Here is a 21,623-nt window from a genome sequence, read left to right as displayed (position 1 = left end):
TTTTAGAATTGATTGTGAATACCAGCAAGGAATGTGTGACTTGTAGCGCGCATCGGTTGAGATTGCTCAATAAGATAATAATTGAATCCGTATGTTAAACTGGTTCCAATGTGATTGTGAAATTGATAGTGATATTGCAACTCCGCAGCAGGGGAGAAGAACCTTCCGAGCCCTGCCCACGCCGAGTTTCTTATAAAGCCTTCGATGAGACTCTTGTTCGGTGCCGATACGGTATTGTGATAGGCTAACCTTGCAAGGTAAGTCGCAACGGGAAGGCTAACAGTTGCTGTCACATCATGTTCTGCATCGATCCGATGCTGAACATTCGCTGCAGGGCTGAAACTGATCGCATTGAACAATCCCGACGATACCCATCCTTGCGGATAGAACATTTCATTTGAGAGTTTAATGCCGGGGGCCACCCTGAATTCAGCTGAAGCTGATTGTTTCATTTTGTAGTAAGCACCAAAAGAAAGTTTCCCAGCAAGAAAGGATGCTCCAACCGGAAATTTTTTGTCCTCTTTTTTGCCTTTGTAGTTTTCTTCTTGGAAATAGACCATTCTTTGTGCGAGGTGTTTAGCGCGCATGCCACCCAGCTTAATATCGAAGTCGACAGTGAACAACATGGATTTCACCTCGAGGTTATAGAAAAGCCGCACGTGCTTGGGTTTACTGGTGTAATCGATGGGCGAGCTGTTTTTGTCGAGCCAGCTTACCGTGCCGAGTCCAATAGCCAACCCGATACAGTTTTGCATCGGCATCCACGGTGGGGCGGTTTCTTGTGCTGATACCTTCCAAAAGAGGCAAAGCAGAAGTAGTGTGATCTTGAATTTCAACATGTCAAAAATTTGTTTGCGCTAATGAACGCGCGCACTCTGAAAAGTTGCTCCGCCCGCATTGCAAAGGAGTCCAATCCTATCCGTTTGGACTATTTTGCTTCATTAGACTGCATTTCGATGTATTCTGAAGGGGTAAGCCCTGTCTTCTTTTTGAAGATCGCATAAAAAGAAGCCTTCGAATTGAATCCAGATTCTTGCGAAATCCCCAATAGCGTGAGATGTTTTTTCGAAGGATCGGACGCTAGACGCTTAAATTCGTCAACACGATAAGCGTTAATCAGGTCAAAGAAATTGCCGTCGTAAATTGCATTGATGGCTTGCGAGACTTGATGACGTTGTATGCCGATCTTGTCCGCCAGTTCGCTCAAGGTCAAATCTTTCTTCGTATAAATTTTCTCGTCGCGTAAAACGGTCTGAACGGCATCAAAAATTTCTTGCAAGCGATGCTCATCAACACCAGATTTAGCATACTTCTCCTGTGCCTGAACTGTAATGGTGACGGGTTCCGGGGAAACGCTCGGAACATGACTTAATCCGAAAATAACGGGATGGCTAAGCGCTTTGTACGACATCCAGTAGAAGATCGCGACGATGCCGATGAAGTGGTAAGAATAAAGATTTGAAAAAACGGGAATATTCCACGTTCGGAAAAAGAATGACATCACCGCTAAGATTGTCGCGATTAACGTCAACATGAGAAATTGTTTTAGCCAACCGATGCGGATAGATTCTACGGCAGAATATTCATTGCGCCATTTCTTTTCAAGCCTTAAATAGTAGATCAAATTAAACGTCTGAAAAAAAAGATGAAGGAGCGACACAATCTGATTGATGAGGCCAAAGTCCGCTTCCGATGCCTTGTTGAAGTCATTCAGCAGACTACGCTTTTCTGAAGCAGGTAACATATAGTACGGTAGCATCAAAATAAGCAAGACAACAAACGGGATGAAAAACCACAATGTGTCGTAACGGTTGCGTCGTTCGCCATTCTCGGTTACACTTTGGACAAATAAGAATATCAAGGGCCAATATAGCGAACCAATTATCCACGATACACGACTGAGATGTGGATATGACATAAAGAAAGAGCGGTTATCATTGCCAACCAGCACCAAATGAAATGATAGCAGGATTAATAAAACGGCAAGCACCTTGTTTGCAGGCTGATTGACTTTTGTCCGTGCAAGCAGGACAGCGAGAATAATACCTTGTAGGGTGGCGGCTGTGTAGAGTATGTTCACGGGGCGAATGTACTGGTGTCCGGGGAATTTTTCGTATTGAAAATAATGCGCGCTTCAAATCTCCAATCGATCTTTTGTGAAGTTCTTAAAAAAGAGGGCGTCTCGAAAAACTCATTTTGATAAGCGTGTGCGCGGTGGCCCAACTTAAACGCGGGGGGCTGCATGTGTGATGGGCAGCTCCCGATAGCTATCGGGATAAGTTTCCCCTTTTTCTTTTGTTACTTTTCTATTTGGGAGGCAAAAAAGAAAAGTAACCAGCGTACGATGCATGAACAAATCAGATCAATTCATTTAGAAGATTCAAAGCGTTGATAAGAGTAAAGTGCGATCCGGCTTTTGGGCCGAGATGAAAAACCTTTCTCCGGAGATTAGTAATGCGAAAGCGATGGCCTACAATTATAGCTCTTCAAGCAAAAAGTCGTTGCCTTTGCCGTAGCTGATCAACTCTTTAAGATTATAACGTTCAAGCGTATCAAGGTCTTTCACTTCGAAATCGCCATCGGCAAGCACGTTTTCAATTTCAAAATCATGTCGCTCGCCGAAGTTGATCAAGCGATATTTCTTGCCTGCCCGTAGTACATCTAGTGATAGCCCTGCCATAGTCACCGATAATTTTTGTGTCTGTAAAATTAAAATGCCAATTACAAATCCTCCTCACGTTCTAACATCAAGATCGACGCTTGTGGAACGATGAAATACTTTTCGTTTTCATAAATTACTTCGATCGCGCCTTTTTGTAGGAATATCGCGAGGTCGCCTTCTTGCGATTGTAAAGGAAGATACTTCACCTGCTCTTCTTTACCTTTCCAAACATCATCTTCATCCGCCGGTAGCGGTAGTGGATATCCGGGGCCGACTTTAATCACATATCCGCTTTGAATCTTTTCTTTCTCTTGAACCCCAGGTGGTAGATAGAGGCCACTCGCGGTTTTTTCGCTCTGCTGAGTGGGTTTGATCAACACCCTGTCACCCACAACAATCAACTTTTTCAATTTATTATCGGCAGTAATTTTCATTCTTTCACCATTTATATAGAGAAAGGCAAATGTCGCATAAAAAGTTTTTCAATGAAACATACTTTTGTCGAGATCGTATCTTTTACTTTCCCACCCTAAAATTAGCTTGCTATGAATCGACTCTTATTAATTGGGTTATTGTGTTTTGGATTTCATGCGGCCAATGCGCAGATCCATGCCGGATTATTTCGGTACCCGGATGTCTCGCAGACGCATATCGTATTTACTTATGGAAACGACCTTTGGATCGTTCAAAAAAGTGGAGGACTTGCCTATCGCTTGAGTTCACCTGCGGGTATAGAATCATTTCCAAAATTTTCTCCTGATGGAAAATCGATTGCCTTCACCGGCAATTACGATGGCAATGATGACGTCTACACCATGCCGATGCTTGGTGGTGTGCCTACCCGCGTAACCTATCATGGACAATCTGATCGCGTGATTGACTGGTATCCTGATGGAAAAAACATCCTCTTTGCGTCCCCACGTGAAAGCGGCCGCGAACGATTTAATCAATTTTTTAAAGCAAAAGCAACGGGTGGCCTACCGGAAAAACTTCCGCTTCCCTATGGTGAATTTGCGTCTTTCTCGCCCGATGGAAAACAAATCGCGCTAACGTTCCGATCCCAAGTATTTAGAAACTGGAAGCGCTATCGCGGTGGGTGGAACGCCGCAATTCATACGTTCAATTTGGAAACCTATGCGTCGGAAAACATTTCCCTTAACAGCAATACGGCAGATGAACTTCCGATGTGGTCAGGGACGAGTATTTTCTTTTTGTCCGATCGCGGCAACGAAAAGCGAATGAATCTTTGGGAATACAGTACTACCAATAAATCATTTAAACAAATCACGCAGTTTGCTGACGTAGACGTACACTATCCTTCACTTGGACAAGGAGAAATTGTATTCGAAGCCGGAGGAAAACTATACCTGTACAATATCGCAGATGCGAAATACCAAGAAGTAAAAGTGGATGTGGTCACAGATGGTATGCGCTTGAAGCCATCGGTGGTTTCCGCTGGTACCCCCGTTCACGTTGGTATTGCCGGCGATGCAAATCGTGTACTTGCCGAGGCGCATGGCGAAATTTTTACACTCCCTACGGAAAATGGCTTTGTTAAAAACATCACGCAATCGTCGGGTGCATTTGAACGCTATCCATCATACTCGCCCGATGGAAAACACATCGCTTACTGGAGCGACAAAAGTGGTGAGTATGAACTCACCCTTCGCGAAACCAAAAATATTTCCGTTGAAAAGAAACTAACTTCTTACGGCCCCGGTTTCAGGTACCATTTGTTCTGGTCACCCGATAGCAAAAAGATTGCTTTTATAGACAAGGCCATGAAAATTAAAATCTTTGACCTTGCAACAAATCAAACAACAGAAGTGGATCAAGGACTGCGCATGATGCATGGTGGCTTGGAAGGATTTTCTGCAAGCTGGTCCGCAGATAGCCGATGGTTAACGTACGACCGCGACGTAGACAACTACCACCAAGGTGTATTTTTGTATGACTACCAAAGTAAAAAACTGTACCCTGTAACAAGCGGATACTATAATGCTTTCGAACCGTACTTCGATCCAGAAGGAAAATATCTCTACTTGCTCACAAGCAACTTCTTTGAACCTTCTTACAGCGACTTTGATAATACTTTTATCTACACAAACTCAACGAAGCTCGCTGCCATTGCTTTGAAGAAGACTACGCAATCGCCATTGTTCGCGCAGAATGATGAGGTGAATGAAAAGGAAGAGAAAACCGAAGAACCTTCGAAAGAAAAAGATAAGAAAGGAAAGGACGATAAATCAGAGGCAGCGCCTGCAAAGAAAGTGTCGCCTGTTGATATTGATATTGATGGTCTTGAGTCACGACTTGTTGTATTGCCACCATCGCCAGGCAATTATGGAAACGTTACGGCGGTGAAAGGTAAAATTATCTATCATCATTTCGCGAACACGGGTGCAAGCGATCGTAAACGTTTCTTGAAGTATTTTGATCTTAAGAAGCGTGAAGAGAAAACGATCATGGAAAACGTTGATGGCTACCAACTCTCTGCCGACGGTAACAAACTTCTGATCGATAAAGAAGGCGGCTTGTTTGTGATCAAACCTGAAGAAAATCAAAAAACAGAAAAGAAGATTCGCACAGATGAAATGCAGTTGTTGGTCGATCCACAAGAGGAATGGACGCAAATCTTGACAGACGCGTGGAGACTACAACGTGATTACTTCTATGATGCGACTATGCATGGTGTAGACTGGAACAAGATAAAGACGCAATACCTTGCCATGTTGAAAGGCGCACTGACGCGTGAAGAGGTGAATTTTATCTTGGGTGAAATGATTGGTGAATTGAATGCATCACATACCTATAAGGGTGGTGGAAGTGAAGAATCTGCTAAGTCTGTTGCTGTCGGATATCTGGGTATTGATTGGCAAACTGATGGTGAGTTTTATAAAGTGAAACGGATCGTTCGTGGCGCCCCGTGGGATGCAGAAGTTAGGTCTCCGCTTGATGCACCAGGTATCAATATTCAAGAAGGCAACTACATCCTAGCCATTAATGGAATCAAGTTGTCAACAACGTCAGATCCGTTCGCTGCCTTTCAGGGTTTGAGTGGAAAAACAATTGAGATCACTTACAATACAACGGCATCGCTAGTGGGCGCTAAAACGGCGGTGGTTGAAACACTAAAAGATGAATCACGTCTGCGTCACCTCGAGTGGATCGAACAAAATCGTAAACGCGTTGAGGTTGCTACCAACGGTAATGCGGGGTATGTGTACGTGCGAAGTACGGGTATTGATGGGCAGAATGAATTGATACGTCAGTTAAACGCGCAGCTAAACAAAAAGTCTCTTGTCGTGGATGAACGTTTTAATAGTGGTGGACAAATTCCTGATCGCTTTATTGAAATGTTGAACCGTCCGCCATTGGTATTTTGGGCAACGCGCGATGGGCAATCATGGCCGTGGCCACCAGCAGGACATTTCGGTCCGAAAGTAATGTTGATCAACGGATGGAGTGGCTCGGGGGGTGATGCTTTCCCAGATTACTTCCGTAAAACAGGACTTGGGCCATTGATCGGCGCGCGCACGTGGGGTGGTTTGATCGGCATCAGTGGTGTGCCTCAATTGATCGATGGTGGCAGCATCACCGTTCCGACTTTCAGAATGTATAACCTCGATGGTACATGGTTCAAGGAAGGTCATGGTGTCGATCCTGATATTTCCGTACCAGAAGATTTAACACAAGCAGCTTCAGGAAAAGATGCGCAACTTGAACGCGCAATTGTTGAAATAGAAAGCTTGTTGAAAACGAAAAAATTCACGGCACCAAAAACGCCAGCATACGAAGTACGTTGATCAAAATAATTCGCGATAAATAAAAAGCCTCCAGTAGTATGGAGGCTTTCTTTTTTTGTGGAAGTCTGTTTTTATTGTCTATTCTTCAAAGAATGAACGGAGAACTTACAGCCGAATTTCTCTGCCAGATAATCGTCTAGCTCATTCGCTTTACGATAGAGACCAGCAATATTCTGTTTCACTTCGTTATGGCGTGGTCCATAGATGTCTGTGATGTGAATACGATACGAGACATACACTTCTTTCTCCCAGATACCTAGCTTATAAGGCTCAACGTCTTTCGAAGTGATCTCCTCTAACAAGGCTTGCATATTTTGCATTGGCAATTGATTGATCGGAGAGGTTACATACAAATAACTTTGATTGTAGACGAACATTCTCACAAGCGAAGAACCGTGATAGAACTCCCAGAACTCATGACCTTGGCGTGCAAGCACCGGATTCACACCGAGTTCAACAAGGGCTTGCTCACAAAAGATCGCCAGATCGGTCAAGGATGGTTCATCGAATAATTTCTCGTCGATGTTTTGTCCGCAATTGTTACAATACGCAGAACGCTCTTGAATCAATGCTGAGCACGATTCACATACGAGATTAAAAGTATTGTTAACGAGGTGCGGCAGACTATCGAACTCTTCAACGAGTGACGCAATTGGAACAGCAAAACCCATGTTATCGGCACTGGTGAATTTCGATGTCGTGATACCGATGACGTCGCCATGCTGATTGAAAACAGGACCACCACTGTTGCCAGGATTTACAGCAGCATCGGTTTGCACATAGTTCTTTCCATTCATCAATTGACTTGGTGCAGAAACAATACCTTCAGTAACCGTGAAGGGCATTCCAAATGGAAATCCTGCTACGTAAACTTGTTCACCGCGCGCCACCGGATTCATTTGCAGGTTTAGTGACGGTACTTCAAAATCTTGCTCGACTTTCAAGAACGCAATGTCCTCGTACGGGTTAGCCAAGATCACTTGCGCGAGGTGACGTGATCCCGTCGGATCTTGAAGAGAAACATTCTTAAACTGTCCAACAACGTGGTAGTTGGTTACAAATATCTTTTTATCGCGCAGGTAAAAGCTCGATCCTGAACCGGACGCAGTGATTACCTTGAAAACAAAAGGTTCAAAATTATGTGTCATGTGATCAGGCTTTAACAGTGAATATTCCGCTCATTACATTATTCAGCGCACCAACAAGCGCAGGCGCAGCTTCTTGCCACGATTTACCTGATGCTGCCTCAAGGCCCGCGTTGATTTCATCGGAGATGCGTTTCTCGACGTAGTTGCTGTAGTACAAATTGTAGAATGCGTACATACACTCCATCACCGCCATGATATAATTTTGCTCATTCAAATACTTGCGTGCATTGTTGCCAAACCCTTCTAAATTCTTCTGGGTGCTTTCGAGATTCAAATTCCATTTTTCAGGAACAAAGACCTCTGTCTTATAAAGACTCTCTGCCAGTTTTTCTTTCGTGAGTTGTTGGAATTGCGCAAGTAACGTACGCGCATATTTATTGCGGTCCATCACGTTTGCATTTTGATTTCCCATCTCTGCGTTTACACGCTCGATTTCATTCTTCAGAAATCCCTGCGGCTGAACAGCGAAATCAATCCGCTTTAAACCGATGTTCAGAATATCAAAAGTTTGATTGTACCAGCGCTGACTGTCGAAGTAGTTTGCAAAATTTAGCGTGTCTGTAATAATATCTTGAAGAGTCTTCCATGCTTGTTCTGCTTCTTGAGGCGTACACGGCGTCACTTTCGGCTCAACTAAATTTTTAGTCTTAAATTTCTCGCGGAAGTCATCATCGTACTGGTCTGCGGTTTTACAAATTTCCTTCAGCACATAGTAGATCTTAAAAGGCTCGCACGTATCCAAGGTGCATTGATAATGGAAGTTGAGATTTTCTCCCTCAAGCTTAATTTGCGATAGACCGAGCGGATAAAAATTTAATTCCGCTACGCGACGTAACAACGGCACTCGTAACGCGCCGGCAGTACTGACAAACGGCGTATGTACATAAAGGGAATCATTCTTAATAGAAAGATTCACGACGACAGATCCATGCGGAATACTGAAATCGCTTTGGGTAGTGTTGCCACGCGTCTTCCGTAGCGTAGGATTGATGTAATCAAGAACGGCAAAAAAAGAATCGAGGTATCGACCTTCCTTCCACGCATCGGTGGCAGTGGGCCAATACGAACTGTCCATACGCGACTGCAAGTTTCCCCACAACGTGCGATGAAAGATTGGAGTGGTGTTCATAGAGGGTTGATTGTTTATAATATGACCTTTGCGGACAAATGTTTCAACGGAGAAAATTTCGTCAACAATTTTTAAACTTAAATAAAAGTGTCCTCATATCGTTAACAAAATGACGAAAAATAGTTGATGATTTTATCGTTAAATTCACCAGTCGTTAATCAAATGTTCACGCTATGAAAACAATGCTCACCATCTTTTCGCTGTTCATCGCCTCCTTAGCTTTTTGCATCGATCCACAACCGTTGGCGATCGGTGCCAAAGCACCAGACTTTTCCTTGCCTGGTGTCGACGGCAGAACATACACGTTGAAGGATTTCGCCGATGCTAAAATCCTCGTCATCGTGTTTACGTGCAATCACTGCCCAACGGCGCAAGCTTATGAAGCGCGGATCAAGCAGATGGTGATCGACTACAAATCTAAAGGTGTTTCTGTAATTGCCATATCTCCCAATGACCCCATGAGTGTGCGGTTAGACGAACTTGGTTATACTGACGTGAGCGACAGCTTCGACGAAATGAAGATACGGGCGAAGGATCACGCTTTTAATTTTCCCTATCTCTATGATGGCGAAAACTCGGAGGCATCTATCAAATATGGACCACAGGCCACGCCCCATGTTTTTATATTCGATGCGAATCGTACACTACGTTATACAGGCAGAATTGACGACGGCGAAAAGCCCGGGTCTGCTAAAACGCACGATGCAAAAGCAGCGATCGATGCAATGCTAGCAGGTAAACCAGTAACAGTAGAAAAAACTAAAACATTCGGATGCTCTATCAAATGGCCTGACAAACGCGACTATGCGGCCAAAGCAATAGATGAATGGGCCGCTGAAAAAGTAGCGCTTGATGAACTGACGGTTGAGCAACTGAGCACCTTACTCAAAAACGAGGGACAAAATTACAAGCTCATCAACGTGTGGGCTACCTGGTGCGGACCATGTGTTACTGAGTTTCCCGAATTCGTGAACATGAATCGTATGTATCGCAATCGCGAGTTTGAACTCATCACGATCAGTATGGATAATCTTGAAAAGAAAACAAATGCATTGAATTTCCTTACCCGGAAACAAGCATCAATGAAAAACTTCATTTTCAACGGCAACAAGTACGCCTTCATCGAAGCACTTGACAAGAACTGGCAAGGCGCATTACCCTATACGCTGTTTATTGCCCCTGGCGGAAAGATCATCTACGGCAAACCCGGTTTAATCGATGCGCTCGAACTTAAAAAAATCATCGTCGAACATATTGGCAGGATATATTGATTTGATTGTGGACGTGTTGATGTGTTGAGGTGTTGACGTAAAAAGAATCTTGTTGAGCCCTATAGCCTCGGACTTTAGTCCGTAGGATTTCGCACTCATGTTTCCTCGGACTTCAGTCCGAGGTCTACGGGTTAGCTTGTGACCTCGTCGACAAGTAAATTCCGAAGTTCCGCCTTGTGTTCCTCGTGCTCTTCGTTGCGAAATGAATTCTGGTATCTACTGAGCGTGTATAAGTTTAGCCACGAAGAACACAATGTTCACAATGGAATGCCGAAGTACCGCGTTGTGTTCCTCGTGCTCTTTTTGGCGAACCGAATTCTGCAAACTTTAAACGATTAACGATTAACGATTAACGATTAACGATTAACGCCCTACCCAAAAAGATCACCCTGATCCTCCGATCGCTTCAGTAAACCCGGATCGATACTCTTACTCGCTTTTGCGCCGAGTTTCTTAAGATCTTCTACGCGACGTACCAGATTTCCACTGCCGATAGAAAGTTTCTTCATCGATTCTTCATACATCTTCTTTGAGGTGTCAAGGTGCCTTCCTAGCGTAATCAGATCTTCGGTGAAGCCAACAAACTTATCATACAAGTCGCCAGCTTTATTTGCAATGTCAAGTACGTGTCGTGTTTGATATTCTTGTTTCCAAGTATTCTTAATCAATTGCAGCGACGGAATGAGCAACGACGGACTCACAAATACAATACGTCGTTCAAGGGCCTCCTCATACAAAGTCTTTTCAGTTTGTATTGCAAGTATGTAAGCAGGTTCGATCGGAATAAACATGATCACAAAATCTAGACTACTTTCACTGATATGCTTGTGATAGTTCTTGTCGCCTAAAGAACGCATGTGCTGGCGAACAGAAGTCAAGTGGCTTTTCAGAAATACAATTTTGTCTTCGTCGGTTACAGCATTCACGAAATTGTTATACGCTGTTAAGCTTACTTTCGAATCGATAATGACGTGTTTCTTTTCCGGAAGACGAATGACAACATCTGGTCTAAGTCTTCCTTCTGCAGTGGTAAAAGATTCTTGTACGAAGAATTCGCGGTCGCGTTCCAACCCTGATTTCTCGAGGATACTTTCCAAAATAAATTCACCCCATGCACCTTGTGTTTGAGAATCACCACGGAGCGCCTTTGTAAGATTCTCGGCTTCACGCGTCATTTGGACGTTCAGCCGTTGCAAATTCTCCAGCTGTTCTTTGAGGGCTGAATTTCTGGAGATCGAGTCTTTGTGCGTCTCTTCAACCTTCTTTTCGAAGTCAATAATTTTTTCGCCGAGCGGTTTTAGTAAATCGAAGATGTGTGTCTTATTCTGCTCGGTGAACTTCTTGCTCTTCTCTTCAAAAATTTCATTTGCAAGATTCTTGAATTGCAGTGCTAACTTCTCGTGGGTTGACTCAAGCTCTCGTTTTTGATCGAGTAACTTCTCCTGCAAATTACGGTAGTCGGCTTCTGTGGCCGCCAATGCGTTATTAGACTCAAGCAGTTGATGTCGCGCTGACTGCAGCTCTTGTTTGATATCGGCAATCTGTAATGAAAGACTTTTTGTTTTTTCTTGCTCTACCAAAAGCCCTGCTTGCGTGGCATTAACATCACGTGCAGACTTGGCCCGCGCAATAAACCATCCCAACAATAGGCCGGTGCCGACCCCGAGCGCTAAAAAAATGAATTCCATAAAGCAAAGGTATTCATTTCTTGAACGTAGCAATCTTTCATTTTATTCGCATCGAATTAAAAATCTATCAATACAGCATCATCAAAAAGGTTCGAAATTAAAGTTTAAATAAACAATTTGTTTGCCTTCTTCGTTCCGGTGAAAACAGCTAGGGTTTTCCGGCATGTTTGGTTAACTTTGCAGTTCGCTTTGGAAAAAAAATACACTCAGTATGGTAGAATCAATAACATCGAGCCGTGAGGCAATCGCATTGGAAGACAAGTATGGCGCGCATAATTACCATCCGCTGCCCGTCGTCCTAAGCAAAGGCGAAGGTGTTTTCTTGTGGGACGTTGAAGGAAAGCGCTACTATGACTTCCTATCGGCATACAGCGCTGTTAACCAAGGTCACTGTCATCCGCGAATCGTTCAGGCATTAATTGATCAAGCAAAAGAATTGACGCTTACTTCGCGTGCATTTCATAACGACAAGCTTGGACTAGCAGAGAAATTTATTTGCGACATGTTTGGCTATCAAAAATCGTTGTTTATGAACAGCGGTGCTGAAGCCAATGAGACAGCTATCAAACTTGCTCGCAAATGGGGCTATACAAAAAAAGGTATCCCGAATAATCAGGCTGTTATTGTCGCAGCAACACGTAACTTTCACGGTCGCACCACAACGATAATTTCTGCTTCTACAGATCAGGATTCACGTAACGGATTTGGTCCGTTCATGCCCGGCTTTGAGATTATCGAATACGATAACCTTGCAGAGATGGAACGTGCGCTCGCGAATCCGGACGTCTGCGCCTTATGGATTGAGCCGATACAAGGTGAGGCCGGTGTTTACATTCCATCAGATGGTTATCTGAAAGCAGCAGAGAAATTGTGCCGCAAGCATAACGTCCTTCTCATGATGGACGAAATACAAACCGGTATTGCACGAACTGGCGAAATGTTGGCATCCGATCATGAAGATGTTCGCGCAGATATTTTGATTTTAGGCAAGGCGTTATCTGGCGGCGTACTGCCGGTATCTTGTGTGCTCGCCGATGATGAAATCATGTTGGTGATCAAACCTGGAGAACATGGTTCTACGTTTGGCGGAAATCCATTGGCGGCCGTGGTCTGTATGGAGGCGCTACAAGTTGTGCAAGACGAGCACCTTGCAGAAAATGCAACACGCTTAGGAAGAATCTTCCGCGAACGCATGCAGTCGTTGATTGTGAAATCTGATTTGATCACGCTCGTGCGCGGAAAAGGTTTGTTGAATGCTATCGTGATAAACGATTCGCCTTCAAGTGATACAGCGTGGAAACTTTGTATTGAGTTCAGTAAAAATGGACTGCTTGCAAAACCTACGCATGGCAACATTATTCGTTTGGCGCCACCACTGGTAATCACAGAAGAGCAAGTTCACGAATGCTGTGACATCATCGAACGGTGCGTGCTCGCGTTCAAGAAATAGAATTATTTCCGAATGAAATATAAAATGCAGTACGTCCGTGCTGCATTTTTTTTTGCGCTATGCTTACCACGCCTGTTTGTGATAGGACACAATGGGTGATAACCCGGTACCATTTTACCGCAATAATGGCGTCTTTAGTCTCAACAAAAATACCGACGCTATGAAAATACTTGTAACAATGCTTATGGCTATCGCTATAATTTCTTCTGCGGCAGCGCAATGCAATCAGTTTTACCCGATTCAAAATGGTAGCTACTGGGAAATGGAAACATACAACGGCAAGGGTAAGCTCACGGGAAAAAATCAGCAAAGGGTAATACAGTACAATGGTACGGCAAGTGGGTTTACAGCAACCATCAACAGTACGACCTTAAATGAAAAGGGAAAAGAATTGATGAAGGGCGATCTTGAACTTAAGTGCGCGGGCGGTACGGTTTACATCGACATGCGAAATTTCATCAATGAAGATCAAATGAAAGCGTTGCAGAGTTATGAGCTTAAGGTGGAATCGGAAAATCTTGAATTGCCAAGCGCGTTATCAGTAGGACAAACGTTAAAGAACGGAACAGTTACGCTAACGGCTACCAACGCGCCGATGCCGATGAAGATGACGGTAAACATCACCGATCGAAAAGTGGAGGCGAAAGAGTCAGTCACTACGCCGGCGGGTACATTCGATTGTTATAAAATCACCAGCAAGGGAACGTTCAAAAATCAAATGGGTATTAACATGACGTTTGAGTTTTCAACTGTAGAATGGCTTGCGCCAAAGGTTGGCATGGTGAAGACAGAGTCCTATAACAAGAATGGTAAGCTCAATGGCTCGACGGTGTTAACAAAAAGGACGTGAGGATGGACTAAGAAAGAATAAAATCAAATTTTATCTTTACATGTTATTTAACAAGCACGGTCAGATATGAAATATTGTTTTATCCTCTTTCTCTTTGTGATGTCATCCATGAGTGCGCAAACAACGTTTCGCGAGGGAAATACGTGGGAAAAAGAAACGCACAACGAAAAAGGAAAGTTAGTCGAGCGCATTACATATAAAGTCGTTCGTGTTGATACCGTCAAAAAAGAGATTCGTATAACAACAACAAGTTTTGATGCGAAGGGAAAGCAAACCAGGAAAATAGACATGACCAATCATGATCGTCATGATACCTTGTTTGTTGATATGAAAAATTACTTCATGATGCGGGATGATTTTTCGTACAAGTGGCGCACAGAGCCATCTTTCATTGCTTATCCTAAAGGATTAGAAGTTGGACAAGAATTGCGTCGCGCCACGATCGTGTATGTAGCGGTAAAAGCGCCGAAGGTAGCAACGCAAGCTGGTCCGGCGGTGGCGAAAAATAATCAAGTTGGAACAACGGCCACATTTACCATCGAAAGCCGCGTAGTTGAAATGAAAGAAGAGGTGACAACGCCAGCTGGTACGTTCAGTGCATACAAGATTACAAGTCGAACGACGCTGGATAATAAACTCGATTATGCGCCCGTGGAACAAAAATTAATAGAGTGGTTTGTGCCTGGCTTTGGTGTTGTAAAATCTGAAGTATATAAGAAGGACAAGAACGTTTCTTCTTGGAAGCTGACAAAGCTGAGTGTCAGTAAATAATGTTTGGTAATGTCGACGCGATAAAATAAAGGGTGCGAATAGTAAAGTTGGTATCGGCTAGTTTATCTTTGTAAACCCAATTTAACGTTATGAAATACTTGGCACTTCTTATTTGCCTGATCGCGGGCACAACAGTTTTTTCACAAACAACATCAGACGAAATTTTTGCAGTTGTTGAACAAATGCCAGAATATCCTGGCGGCCAGAGTAAGATGCTGGAATTCCTCTCGCAAAATATTTCTTACCCCAAAGAATCCCGAAAAAAAGGAGAAGTAGGAATGGTCTATGTAGGATTTGTGATCACAGAGACCGGAGAAATTACAAGTGTCCGAACGATAAAGGGCGTTAGCACTTTGCTCGATGCAGAGGCCGAGCGTGTCATTAAATTGATGCCGACATGGAAGCCGGGCTATCAGGATGGCGTGCCGGTTAAGGTTAAGTACGTGTGTCCCATAAATTTTAAATTGACCGGACTACCTAAGAAATTAAAGACAAACTAGCCTTGTCTCCACTGGCGATGAGCTAATTCGAACGATCGTTATATGCACGTAAATTCAAGAAGTATGATAAAATACACTTTCCTGGTAATATTAGTACTAACGATGCTTTCCACGTATGCGCAAGTGGAAGATAAAAAAGATATAGTTGTTGAAAAGAAGGAAACAGCAACGGCTGATGAAGAGAATACTGTTTTCACCTCGGTAGAAATTGCTGCAGAATATCCCGGTGGTACCGTTGCGATGGACCGGTTCATCAAGAAAACGATGGAATACCCAGCGGTTGCCAAATTACAAGGTCAGGAAGGAAAAGTATTTGTTGGTTTTGTTGTGTCAAAAAAAGATGGCAGTTTAAGCGATGCGAAGATCATCAAGGGATTAACGCCGGAATGTGATCAAGAAGCATTGCGGATTGTTTCGTTGATGCCCAAATGGAAGCCTGGTATGAAAAATGGAAAGCAAGTCGACACACGTTATGTGTTGCCCATAAAATTTGAAATACCAGAAGAAGAGAAGAGACCAGCAGTTGGTACCGAAAACGTCAGGGGTGTTGACGAAATATCGTTTGATGAGCCTGCGCCTGTGGTAGAAGAGACTTACGATGAAAATCATATTTACACAGTTGTTGATACACCACCGCAGCCAGTAGAAGGAATGGCCAAGTTGAATCAAACAATAAAAGACAACTTGAAGTATCCGAAGAAAGCACTGAAGGATCGCGTTGAAGGTACTGTGTTCGTCATTTTTGTTGTTAATAAGGATGGTTCGTTGGTGGACTTTCAGGTTGTAAAGAAAAGTGCTTCTGAATTGTTGGACAAAGAAGCCATTAGAGTTCTTTCAACGCTTCCCAAGTGGACGCCGGGTTCGAACCAGGGGAAGGTTGTACGAACAAAATTTGTACTTCCCGTGAAGTTTAAATTGCCGGAAGAAAAGAAGTAAAAATGAAAGATGAGTCTTTTACTTGACCTACAAATGAGGGTGAGACGAAGACAGATAAATGAAAAAAGTATGCGTGCTAAAGTCAGCTTTTTTAGGCTGACTTTTCTTTTCCTCGCTGTCGGATCACTTCATACATTGCTACACCAGCAGCAACCGATACGTTGAGCGATTCAATTTTCCCATGCAAAGGAATTCTTGCCAACTCATCCGCATCGCGAAGAAGTGTATCTGAAATACCATCTTCTTCAGATCCCATGATGATGGCAATGGGACCGCTCAGATTAATGTCATAAATGTTCTTATCTGTTTTCTCGGTACAGGCAATTACACGAATACCACTTTCTCGAAGTGTTTTCATGGTGCGTTTCAAATCGCGTTCCTTGCAAACCGTGATATGGTTTAACGCACCGGCGGAAGTTTTCATGGCATCGCTCGTGATGGGTGCATTACCTTTATCAGGAACAACAATCGCGTCGACACCCGCGCACTCGGCGGTGCGTGCAATGGCGCCAAAATTTCTTACGTCTGTGATGCGATCCAGTAGTAGCAAGAAGGGTTCGCGTCCTTCGCTAAAAGCTTTGTCGATCATATTCTCGACGGATGCGTAGTTGACCGCCGATAAAATACAAATGACACCTTGGTGATTCTTCGCGGAGATCTTCTTGAATTTTTCCGGCGGGATAAACGTGACATGCACTTTATGCTCGCGTGCTACTTGAATGAGTTCGCGGATGAGATCATTGTTCATTCCACTCTGCACCATCACTTTCTCGATGGTTTTTCCAGCAACGATGGCTTCAATCACCGCGCGTGTACCATAGATCATATCCGCTTTTTCCATTGTAAAGTATTATCAGCCGCGAAAATAACAATTTGCGACCGTTATTGCTACTGGCGAGAAGCTAGCATTAATTTGGTAATCTATTCATGCTAAAATAGCTGCGACTTTTGAGTTGCGAGCTACGAGAAAAGAGCTATTGGATAGCGACGATTCCCTTGAACACTTTAACACTCGAACACTTGAACACTTTATTTAGCTGCGAGTTTTGAGTTGCGAGCTACGAGAAAAGAGCTATTGGATAGCTACGATTCCCTTGAACACTTTAACACTCGAACACTTGAACACTTTATTTAGCTGCGAGTTTTGAGTTGCGAGCTACGAGAAAAGAGCTACTGGAATAGCTACGATTCCCTTGAACACTTTAACACCCGAACACTTGAACACTTTATTTAGCTGCGAGCTGCGAGTTGCGAGCTACGAGAAAAGAGCTACTGGTTTCTGGCTGGAATAGCTACGAGGCAAGCGAAAAAAACTATGCTTCCTTAAAGATGCAATTGCATTTCTTGAACACTTTAACACGCGAACACTTGAACACTTTATTTAGCTGCGAGTTTTGAGTTGCGAGCTACGAGAAAACAGCCACAGGGTTATGGTACTGGCCGCTGGCTCTTTCAAAGATGCCGTTATATTCCCCTTGAACACTTTAACACTCGAACACTTGAACACCTGCACTACTCGAACACTCGAACACTTGAACACTTGAACACTTGAACACTTGAACACTTTTACTCACCTCATCTCTAGAATCTCGCATTCCGCCACAAATCAATTGTCGAGAACCAGAGTTCATTGAAGCGTTTAGCGCGTGTGAGAACGAAATTGTCAGGATCGAACAAGGTAGATGAGCGTGTGAAATTGAGATTCAGCTTGAAGTCATCTTGCTTATAGACCCAAACTTCGCGGTCTTCAAATTTGAATACCTGTTCTGGTAATCCAAAGATGATGAAGCACATTCCACGGTCAGTTTTCCAGCCTTCTTTGTAAGATGAAAAATAATCGTTCGCGAGCTCGACGCGGCGGAAATAACTTCTGAATAAAGTCTTTGCTCTTTCAGCATCGCCCGTGATTTGGAGAATGATTTTGTCGAACGCCTTCTTATCTCCTTTGGCCATCTTCACTCTGATGAATTCGTCTTTTGTGCAGATATAAACCAGTGGATCGGCCAAGCTTTCAACTTTCCCTAAACGAGGATAATCGTCTTCGATGCGAAAGGCTATGCCGTTTTGTGATGCGGTATCTTGCTGAACGAGATAAAGCCCTTTGCTTTTTAGCGACGACGTTATACCGGCTTGCCACTGAAAGATGGAGTCAGCTTGAATACGTTTGGCGACGCGCGCTTGCGATTCGGAGAATGGTGGCGCAGCTGCGGGAAAAGGATCGCGATAGTAGGTGATGATCGATGATGCCCCTGTGCCTGCAATTTGAAATGGCGTTTCTTTTTTTAGATACGCATCGAGTATAGCCTGACCGTTGCTTTGAATGTAACAATTCGTTGAAAGGTTTTCAGCAAGGAATTGATAGAAATACCAAGCCCTTTTCTGACCAGGATGAACAACTTTTGCAGTAAGGTAGACCTTGCCAGTTTGGAAGGCTGTATTGACTTGACCACGGAAGCCATGCTTTTGTACACGGTACGCAGTGCCGATAGTGTCGGCAGTGACTTGTTTTCCTTCCTTGTCAGATAAGTCCGTTCTGATTTCCCATTGGATATTATATTCTTTCGGGTCCGCCAACGAGTCGCGTAGGGTTAGCTTGAATAATGTCGTCCAGCCATCATTTGTTCGAATGGGATGCATCTGGAAGGTGAATGGTTCTTCGGGATTGTAGAGATACCGGTAGTTAATGTCGCGTAACGTTTGCGCCTGCACTGCCATCGTTATGGCGAGTAGAAGAATAGTCGTATAAAAAGATCGCATGGATGTAAAAATATTGGCCGATACAGTAAAAAACAAAGGATAAATCTGAGGTAATTCTTTATCGCTTCGATTGCTATAATTGGCCTCTAAATATGTAGAGATTCCTTATTTTTGCCGCCGATATGGCTAAAGTTTATACTACCGAGATCGCGAGCGAGCAAATTGCCTCCGATAATCCTATTCATCAACGATTGTTTAAGGCTTATGTTGTGGCGGAAGACTATGTGTCGGGCGATGTTTTGGAAGTTGGCTGTGGCGAAGGTCGCGGTGTAGAGACGTTAATGAAGAAAGCGAAATCATTTACGGCAGTAGATAAGATCAAGCCAGTAATAGATGAACTTCAGCAGCGTTTTCCTGCTGGCAAGTTCATGAGTATGAATATCCCGCCGCTTTCTGGCCTGAACGATAATACTTTCGACAGCATCTTTAGTTTTCAAGTAATCGAGCACATTCAAAATGACTTTCTGTACCTCAAGGAAATTCACCGCGTACTTAAACCAGGTGGTGTTGCATTGATTACGACACCGAATCGCAAAATGTCGTTGTCGAGAAACCCGTGGCACATTCGTGAATATCTGCCACAAGAATTAGCGGACCTCGCCAAGAGAATATTTCCGTCGGTGGAAATGAAGGGCATCACAGGCAACAATAAAGTGATGAGCTACTATCAAGAGAATAAAAAGTCGGTAGAGAAGATTACACGTTTTGATATATTCAATTTGCAATATCGTCTCCCGGCATCAATCCTGAGAATTCCGTACGAGATCTTGAATCGTTACAACCGTAACAAACTTCAGTCGGGCGATAACAAACTTGTGTCTGACATTCATCATAGCGACTACATTGTAGTAGACGATGCGAAAGATGCGTTGGATTTGTTGCTGATTGTAAGGAAGTAATTTGGTCGTTGTTTTAAAGCGGTATTTGCAATAGCGGATAGCGCGGCCCGAGGAATCGAGGGATTTGCCCTAACACGGCAACTATTGGAATTACCGGTGACCCTGATTGCTGAAGAAGTTCCAAGCTGATTTTAAACTCTCAACTCTTTTACCTTACTTAGGATAAAATCGACTACCCATCAGCCGCGGCGAATCACATATTGAAGAACACGATCTTGTTAGACGGCTAAAGGCCAAAGATCGCGCGGCGCTGGATTATCTCTACGACCACTATAGCGGCGCGTTGTATGGCGTCATCTTCAGAATCATCAAGAAGGAAGAAGTTGCCGAAGAAGTCCTTCAGGATGTATTTCTGAAAGCTTGGGATAAGTTTGATCAATACGAGGCCTCGAAAGGAAAGCTTTTTACGTGGTTATTGAATGTTGCGCGCAATCAGGCTATCGATAAAACACGATCGAAAGAAATTAGCAAAGGACAGAAAACCAGCGGTATCGATAATCTCGTAAATAGAATCGATAGCGAAGATTATATAGAGCAGCGCATTGATGGTATTGGCGTAAAAGAGGTGTTGAATTCCCTACCGGAGGAGCAAAAATTCGTCGTTGAATATTTGTATTTGAAAGGATACTCGCAGTCGGAGTTGGCTGAGGAGTATAATATTCCGTTGGGAACGGTGAAAACACGCCTACGCATGGCGATGCAAACATTAAGAACGACATTGGGACTCACGTGAACATACACGAATACATATCGTCCGGAATCCTAGAGGCGTATGCACTCGGAGAACTCTCAGCAACGGAGCGCAGCGAGGTGGAGAAAAACCTTGCCCTTTATGCTGAGTTGAGGGAAGAGCTTGCACGCATCGAAGAGGTTCAGGAACAGTTGCTGATGAGTGCGGCCATCAATCCGCGCGCAGCTGTGAAGCATGCGTTGTTCGAAAAAATTGATTCGCGTAAAGAAGAAGCAAAGGTTATTCCGTTGCATGGCGATAAGCCATCTGTAAATCCTTGGAAATGGGTCGCCGCAGCATCCGTTACCGTAGCGTTAATTGCGTCTTATTTCGCGTTTATGTACCGATCACAATGGGTTGAAACGCGAACGCAGCTTGCCGAAGTACAAGCCATAAACGAACGTGTTGCAGAACAATACAATCAAGTAAATCAACGTCTCGATAAAATTGAAGTCGACCTTGATATCACTTCAAATCCTGATTTCCAACGCGTAGCGATGACGAGCCCTGCTGCCGTTCCTGATGGCTCATTGGCAACAGTGTATTGGAACAAAAACACGAATGAGGTATATCTCGATGTTCAAAGTTTGAAAGAGATCTCACAAGAAAATCAGTTCCAGCTCTGGGCAATTATAGACAATAAACCTGTTGACGCTGGTGTTTTTGATGCCGATATGTCAGGTCTTATTAAAATGAAAAAGGTGGCTAATGGCGCTGCCATGTTTGCTGTTACAATAGAGCCCCGTGGTGGAAAAGAATCGCCAACACTTTCGACTATGCAGGTTGCTGGGAAAGTTGCGGGGTAGTTTGGTTCGCTAGTTTTCGGTTTCCGGTTACCAGTTTCCAGTTTTGGTTAGCAGCGTAATCACAAAAAATATTCACGAGTAATGGGCAACGTGGTCGCCGGCAAATCGCGATTATTTTCCACTGATTAGCAAACACTCCGCCAACTGGCAACCTGCCTCCCTGGCAACTGGCAACAGCATTCGTACCCTGCAAACCTTGGCTTTCTTTTTGTAATTTGCA

At 43.8% G+C, this 21,623-nt stretch carries 19 protein-coding genes; 10 read left to right on the top strand and 9 right to left on the bottom strand.

Annotated features, from left to right (window positions below; all coding sequences use genetic code 11):
• Positions 1 to 2: 2 nt before the first annotated feature.
• The 4 genes from DQQ10_RS00905 to DQQ10_RS00890 all read right to left on the bottom strand — a co-directional run bounded on the left by DQQ10_RS00905 (position 3) and on the right by DQQ10_RS00890 (position 3,096).
• A complete protein-coding gene (locus tag DQQ10_RS00905) occupies positions 3 to 839 on the bottom strand; it encodes a hypothetical protein (protein ID WP_112744916.1) in 837 nt (278 codons plus the stop codon).
• Positions 840 to 928: 89 nt separating this feature from the next.
• Complete coding sequence (locus DQQ10_RS00900; protein ID WP_112744915.1) at positions 929 to 2,080, bottom strand: helix-turn-helix domain-containing protein; 1,152 nt, start codon at positions 2,078 to 2,080, stop codon at positions 929 to 931.
• A gap of 396 nt (positions 2,081 to 2,476) precedes the next feature.
• Positions 2,477 to 2,680, bottom strand: a complete 204-nt coding sequence (locus DQQ10_RS00895; RefSeq protein ID WP_112744914.1) for a hypothetical protein — start codon at positions 2,678 to 2,680, stop codon at positions 2,477 to 2,479.
• A gap of 41 nt (positions 2,681 to 2,721) precedes the next feature.
• Positions 2,722 to 3,096 carry a co-chaperone GroES gene (locus DQQ10_RS00890; RefSeq protein ID WP_112744913.1) on the bottom strand — a complete coding sequence of 125 codons (375 nt, stop codon included), beginning with the start codon at positions 3,094 to 3,096 and terminating at the stop codon, positions 2,722 to 2,724.
• Positions 3,097 to 3,207: 111 nt separating this feature from the next.
• On the opposite strand from DQQ10_RS00890, the gene DQQ10_RS00885 reads away from it, so the two are divergent.
• Entirely contained in the window at positions 3,208 to 6,468 is a 3,261-nt protein-coding gene (locus DQQ10_RS00885; RefSeq protein ID WP_112744912.1) for a S41 family peptidase, read from the top strand.
• A 71-nt stretch (positions 6,469 to 6,539) separates the two neighbouring features.
• Here the strand turns inward: DQQ10_RS00885 and DQQ10_RS00880 are convergent, their stop codons facing one another.
• Both DQQ10_RS00880 and DQQ10_RS00875 read right to left on the bottom strand, forming a co-directional pair.
• Positions 6,540 to 7,616, bottom strand: a complete 1,077-nt coding sequence (locus DQQ10_RS00880) for a trypsin-like peptidase domain-containing protein (protein ID WP_112744911.1) — start codon at positions 7,614 to 7,616, stop codon at positions 6,540 to 6,542.
• Between the two features lie 4 nt (positions 7,617 to 7,620).
• The gene (locus DQQ10_RS00875; protein WP_112744910.1) at positions 7,621 to 8,745 is read right to left on the bottom strand and encodes a hypothetical protein; all 1,125 of its coding nucleotides are present in this window, start codon (positions 8,743 to 8,745) and stop codon (positions 7,621 to 7,623) included.
• A 173-nt stretch (positions 8,746 to 8,918) separates the two neighbouring features.
• Between DQQ10_RS00875 and DQQ10_RS00870 the strand changes: the two genes are divergently transcribed.
• On the top strand, positions 8,919 to 10,016 hold the full coding sequence (locus tag DQQ10_RS00870) for a redoxin domain-containing protein (protein ID WP_245970221.1): 1,098 nt from the start codon (positions 8,919 to 8,921) through the stop codon (positions 10,014 to 10,016).
• Positions 10,017 to 10,387: 371 nt separating this feature from the next.
• Here the strand turns inward: DQQ10_RS00870 and rmuC are convergent, their stop codons facing one another.
• Positions 10,388 to 11,704 (bottom strand): DNA recombination protein RmuC, encoded by a 1,317-nt coding sequence (rmuC, locus tag DQQ10_RS00865; protein WP_112744909.1) that lies wholly within the window; start codon positions 11,702 to 11,704, stop codon positions 10,388 to 10,390.
• A gap of 211 nt (positions 11,705 to 11,915) precedes the next feature.
• On the opposite strand from rmuC, the gene rocD reads away from it, so the two are divergent.
• The 5 genes from rocD (at position 11,916) to DQQ10_RS00840 (ending at position 16,211) form a co-directional block, all read left to right on the top strand.
• Positions 11,916 to 13,154: an ornithine--oxo-acid transaminase gene (rocD, locus tag DQQ10_RS00860; protein WP_112744908.1), complete on the top strand. Its 1,239-nt coding sequence runs from the start codon at positions 11,916 to 11,918 to the stop codon at positions 13,152 to 13,154.
• A 160-nt stretch (positions 13,155 to 13,314) separates the two neighbouring features.
• Positions 13,315 to 14,004: a TapB family protein gene (locus DQQ10_RS00855; protein ID WP_133259501.1), complete on the top strand. Its 690-nt coding sequence runs from the start codon at positions 13,315 to 13,317 to the stop codon at positions 14,002 to 14,004.
• A 66-nt stretch (positions 14,005 to 14,070) separates the two neighbouring features.
• Complete coding sequence (locus DQQ10_RS00850; RefSeq protein WP_133259500.1) at positions 14,071 to 14,775, top strand: TapB family protein; 705 nt, start codon at positions 14,071 to 14,073, stop codon at positions 14,773 to 14,775.
• Positions 14,776 to 14,864: 89 nt separating this feature from the next.
• Positions 14,865 to 15,275, top strand: a complete 411-nt coding sequence (locus DQQ10_RS00845) for an energy transducer TonB (RefSeq protein WP_112744905.1) — start codon at positions 14,865 to 14,867, stop codon at positions 15,273 to 15,275.
• Positions 15,276 to 15,338: 63 nt separating this feature from the next.
• Positions 15,339 to 16,211, top strand: a complete 873-nt coding sequence (locus tag DQQ10_RS00840) for an energy transducer TonB (RefSeq protein ID WP_165823759.1) — start codon at positions 15,339 to 15,341, stop codon at positions 16,209 to 16,211.
• Between the two features lie 91 nt (positions 16,212 to 16,302).
• Here the strand turns inward: DQQ10_RS00840 and rlmB are convergent, their stop codons facing one another.
• Together rlmB and DQQ10_RS00830 are read right to left on the bottom strand one after the other, a co-directional pair.
• Entirely contained in the window at positions 16,303 to 17,052 is a 750-nt protein-coding gene (gene rlmB, locus DQQ10_RS00835) for a 23S rRNA (guanosine(2251)-2'-O)-methyltransferase RlmB (RefSeq protein WP_112744903.1), read from the bottom strand.
• A gap of 740 nt (positions 17,053 to 17,792) precedes the next feature.
• Complete coding sequence (locus DQQ10_RS00830; protein WP_112744902.1) at positions 17,793 to 18,968, bottom strand: GWxTD domain-containing protein; 1,176 nt, start codon at positions 18,966 to 18,968, stop codon at positions 17,793 to 17,795.
• A gap of 122 nt (positions 18,969 to 19,090) precedes the next feature.
• On the opposite strand from DQQ10_RS00830, the gene DQQ10_RS00825 reads away from it, so the two are divergent.
• The 3 genes from DQQ10_RS00825 to DQQ10_RS00815 all read left to right on the top strand — a co-directional run bounded on the left by DQQ10_RS00825 (position 19,091) and on the right by DQQ10_RS00815 (position 21,403).
• Positions 19,091 to 19,867: a class I SAM-dependent methyltransferase gene (locus tag DQQ10_RS00825; protein ID WP_112744901.1), complete on the top strand. Its 777-nt coding sequence runs from the start codon at positions 19,091 to 19,093 to the stop codon at positions 19,865 to 19,867.
• Positions 19,868 to 20,045: 178 nt separating this feature from the next.
• Positions 20,046 to 20,600 (top strand): RNA polymerase sigma factor, encoded by a 555-nt coding sequence (locus tag DQQ10_RS00820; RefSeq protein ID WP_317047920.1) that lies wholly within the window; start codon positions 20,046 to 20,048, stop codon positions 20,598 to 20,600.
• Positions 20,597 to 21,403, top strand: coding sequence for an anti-sigma factor (locus tag DQQ10_RS00815; RefSeq protein WP_112744899.1), 807 nt, complete (start codon positions 20,597 to 20,599; stop codon positions 21,401 to 21,403). Before DQQ10_RS00820 ends, DQQ10_RS00815 begins: the two co-directional genes overlap by 4 nt.
• Positions 21,404 to 21,623: the final 220 nt, after the last annotated feature.

Source organism: Pseudochryseolinea flava (assembly GCF_003286915.1).
Lineage (GTDB): Bacteria > Bacteroidota > Bacteroidia > Cytophagales > Cyclobacteriaceae > Ohtaekwangia > Ohtaekwangia flava.
Note: the sequence above shows the minus strand (reverse complement) of the source record. Positions and strands in the feature narration are given on the sequence as shown.

Excerpts from the sequence above, each read along its gene's own strand:
- DQQ10_RS00905 (WP_112744916.1), bottom strand. The coding sequence starts at position 839 with ATGTTGAAATTCAAGATCACACTACTTCTGCTTTGCCTCTTTTGGAAG.
- DQQ10_RS00895 (WP_112744914.1), bottom strand. The coding sequence starts at position 2,680 with ATGGCAGGGCTATCACTAGATGTACTACGGGCAGGCAAGAAATATCGC.
- DQQ10_RS00890 (WP_112744913.1), bottom strand. The coding sequence starts at position 3,096 with ATGAAAATTACTGCCGATAATAAATTGAAAAAGTTGATTGTTGTGGGT.
- DQQ10_RS00885 (WP_112744912.1), top strand. The coding sequence starts at position 3,208 with ATGAATCGACTCTTATTAATTGGGTTATTGTGTTTTGGATTTCATGCG.
- DQQ10_RS00880 (WP_112744911.1), bottom strand. The coding sequence starts at position 7,616 with ATGACACATAATTTTGAACCTTTTGTTTTCAAGGTAATCACTGCGTCC.
- DQQ10_RS00875 (WP_112744910.1), bottom strand. The coding sequence starts at position 8,745 with ATGAACACCACTCCAATCTTTCATCGCACGTTGTGGGGAAACTTGCAG.
- DQQ10_RS00870 (WP_245970221.1), top strand. The coding sequence starts at position 8,919 with ATGAAAACAATGCTCACCATCTTTTCGCTGTTCATCGCCTCCTTAGCT.
- rmuC (WP_112744909.1), bottom strand. The coding sequence starts at position 11,704 with ATGGAATTCATTTTTTTAGCGCTCGGGGTCGGCACCGGCCTATTGTTG.
- rocD (WP_112744908.1), top strand. The coding sequence starts at position 11,916 with ATGGTAGAATCAATAACATCGAGCCGTGAGGCAATCGCATTGGAAGAC.
- DQQ10_RS00855 (WP_133259501.1), top strand. The coding sequence starts at position 13,315 with ATGAAAATACTTGTAACAATGCTTATGGCTATCGCTATAATTTCTTCT.
- DQQ10_RS00850 (WP_133259500.1), top strand. The coding sequence starts at position 14,071 with ATGAAATATTGTTTTATCCTCTTTCTCTTTGTGATGTCATCCATGAGT.
- DQQ10_RS00845 (WP_112744905.1), top strand. The coding sequence starts at position 14,865 with ATGAAATACTTGGCACTTCTTATTTGCCTGATCGCGGGCACAACAGTT.
- DQQ10_RS00840 (WP_165823759.1), top strand. The coding sequence starts at position 15,339 with ATGATAAAATACACTTTCCTGGTAATATTAGTACTAACGATGCTTTCC.
- rlmB (WP_112744903.1), bottom strand. The coding sequence starts at position 17,052 with ATGGAAAAAGCGGATATGATCTATGGTACACGCGCGGTGATTGAAGCC.
- DQQ10_RS00830 (WP_112744902.1), bottom strand. The coding sequence starts at position 18,968 with ATGCGATCTTTTTATACGACTATTCTTCTACTCGCCATAACGATGGCA.
- DQQ10_RS00825 (WP_112744901.1), top strand. The coding sequence starts at position 19,091 with ATGGCTAAAGTTTATACTACCGAGATCGCGAGCGAGCAAATTGCCTCC.